The organism is Micromonospora qiuiae (assembly GCF_016863555.1).
GTDB lineage: Bacteria > Actinomycetota > Actinomycetes > Mycobacteriales > Micromonosporaceae > Micromonospora > Micromonospora qiuiae.
The window spans coordinates 1-2,646 of sequence record NZ_BOPC01000161.1; the positions used below are offsets into that span (position 1 = coordinate 1).

The following is a 2,646-nucleotide window of genomic DNA, read 5'->3' on the forward strand; positions in this document are numbered from 1 at the left end:
TCCATTGGGGGAAGCCGGCGGCGCGCACGAGTTCCTCGACCGCGGCCTTGCTGTGATAGTACTGCCGCGTGATCGCGCCGTAGCGTGCCTCGTCGAAGTGCTCGACATCGACAGCGGCTGTGCCCGCGACCGAAGTGTGAACGAAGTGTTCGACGCCCGCCGAGCGCGCGGCCTTGACGAGGTTGTCTCCACGCTGGATTTCGGAGTCGCCCGTGGGGTCGGTGACGTCGGACGTCTGCACGGAGAACACCGCGTTGACGCCGACGAGGGCCGCCGCCAGCGACGTGATGTCGTCGAGGTCGCCGTGCACCAGGACGGCGCCGAGATTAGCTAGGGCGGCGGCGCTCTCGGTGTTGGGGTTTCGCACCAGGGCGTGTACCGGGACGCCGGTGGCGAGTAGGGCTCGTGCCACGGCGCCGCCCTGGTTGCCGGTCGCTCCCGTGACCAGTACGGGCGTTGGTGATGCGGGCATAGGAGTCTCCTCAACGAGCGATGTGGGGCATCACCCCATTTGACTCGAGCTACGATACGGGGTGTCCCTCCATTTCAGTCAAGTGGGCGGTCTCGCTGATGACAGAACGCAAAGTCCGGCCGCAGCGCTCGGACTGGCAGCGCAACCACAAGCGACTCGTCGCGGTGGCCGCGGCCCTCGTCGCGCGTGACGGGGCTCAGGTCTCCCTTGAGGAGATCGCCCGCGAGGCCGGCGTGGGCTCTGCCACGTTGCACCGGCACTTTCCCTCCCGGCATGCGCTGCTCGAGGAGGTTTTCCAAGACAGCGTCGCGCACCTTCGCCGGCGGGCCGGTGAACTGGCTGACAAAGATCCCCGCACGGCATTGCTCACCTGGCTGGAAGAGCTGACAGTCGCGGCAGCGAGCACCCGTGGTTTGGCGGCTGTACTCGACGCAGCGGACAGCACAGCATCGTACAGCCACACCTGCCATGGCATAGTGCGTGAGGCGACGGAGGGCCTGATGAGCCGAGCGCTTCAAGTGGCCGCAGTCCGGCCTGGTGTCTCCCCGGACGACCTGATCACGCTTGTCCAGGCCATCTCCCAGGCCACCGAAGGCGACCCGCCTGCAGCTGGCCGGCTGCTCCGGCTAGCCCTCGAAGGCATACGGCACCAGTGATGCGCGACAGCGGAAGCCCCGCTGCTGCGCGTACCGGAGAAGAACGCCGCAAAGTACCGATCGGCTCGCCCCGGGGTGGACCGCGAGGATGCTCGTTCGCCCGCACCACCGCCGCGACGACATCACCCTGGCCACCCGAGCGATCAACGACTGGGCGGTCCAGCAAGTACGCGGACCCGGGCACCACACCGTCACCGCAGCTCCCGCGCGCCAGGGCCGGTGTGCCGGGGCAAGCGCGTCGGCGTGGGCGCTGCCTGTCTCGGTGGGGATCTTCTAGTCGCCGGGCAACGCCAGTAGGAAATTGTCGAGGGGGACGAGTGTCGGCAGACAACGATCCTGAGCTGCCAGAACCCGAATCCGGCAAGTGCGGCTGATGATCATCGCCAGGTCATGTCGATCTGGCGCTGGATGGTGACGTAGCCGGCCCGGGCGAAGGCTGCCGCCATCGGCGTGTTGCCGACGTCGGTGGAAGCCCGGATCCGCGGTACGTTCTGCGCTGCGAGCAGGCTCGTACCCATGGCCAGGATGTCGTGGATGTAGCCGTGGCCGCGATGCGCGGGCACCACTGCGAGGTACGCGATGATCGGGTTGTTGCCGTTGTGCGCGGGCATGACGAACCCGACCGGTTCTCCGTCCGGAAGCGTCGCGATCCGCCACCAATCGTGCGGGCTGGCGTAGCGCTCGAGTTCGTTCTGGTACTGCTCCTGAGCGGCCTGGCGGGCGGTCATGCGGGTCAGGGTCTCGCGACTGTGCGCGTCGAGGGTGCCGTCCAGCACAAGCGTCATCAGCTCGATGAGTTCGCCCGCGTTGCGAACCGGCCGGAAGACGAGCCGCCCGCCGAACTCGGGGATGGGCGTGCCGGGTCGCCATTCCAGACGCAGCCGTTCGACGAGCAGCTTGGCTCCGACACGTTTCAGTGCACCCATCCGGTCGTTGACGGCCTGACGGGTGTGTTGGTGGTTGCGCCAGTCCGCCGGGAGAAACCGGCCGTACTCTGGGGGTGTCGCGCCGGCAGGTGTCACGGCGGGCAGTGCGGCCTGCAGTAACCGCACGCCGTCTTCGACGTCACCGTCGATGTCGAAGATGTCCATCAACAGGGCGTGCTCGTCCCCGGGGCGCGACCACCATCCGGCCCGGGCCACCACGCGATCACCGCGTAGCGCGAGCCACAGCCATTCCGGGCGGCGGCGACCGGCCGCCAAGTCACTGCCGAGCTCGTTGTTGAGGACGTACGGCAAGCTGTTGAACAGGTCTAGCTCGTCGGGCCCGGTGATCGGGCGCAGGGTCAGATCATGCTGGTGCAAAGTCAAGGCAATCTCCGTCTGGAGGCGCCCCTCCCGCTCCGGGATCAGCTCAGCTGGTCGCCCGGGAGGACACGAGCGCGATGTGCGTGGCGTACATGGCTCAGCCCTCCTTCCCTGTAGGTTCGGCTGCCAGTTCTAATCAAGGCGTCCTATGCCCGCAACCCATTAACCAAACCAATTGGACAAGCTGCGTGTCTCTAAAGGCGACCGGCGA

The 2,646-nt window shown here is 67.2% G+C and carries 3 protein-coding genes; 1 reads left to right on the forward strand and 2 read right to left on the reverse strand.

From position 1 onward, the window contains the following. A partial coding sequence (locus tag Vqi01_RS30105) for an NmrA family NAD(P)-binding protein (protein ID WP_204038519.1) occupies window positions 1-472 on the reverse strand: 472 nt, incomplete at its 3' end. Window positions 473-492: 20 nt separating this feature from the next. Between Vqi01_RS30105 and Vqi01_RS30110 the strand changes: the two genes are divergently transcribed. Next, on the forward strand, window positions 493-1,128 hold the full coding sequence (locus Vqi01_RS30110; RefSeq protein ID WP_204038520.1) for a TetR/AcrR family transcriptional regulator: 636 nt from the start codon (window positions 493-495) through the stop codon (window positions 1,126-1,128). 377 nt (window positions 1,129-1,505) lie between these two features. Here Vqi01_RS30110 and Vqi01_RS30115 read toward each other — a convergent pair whose 3' ends face one another. After that, complete coding sequence (locus tag Vqi01_RS30115; RefSeq protein WP_204038521.1) at window positions 1,506-2,438, reverse strand: GNAT family N-acetyltransferase; 933 nt, start codon at window positions 2,436-2,438, stop codon at window positions 1,506-1,508. Window positions 2,439-2,646: the final 208 nt, after the last annotated feature.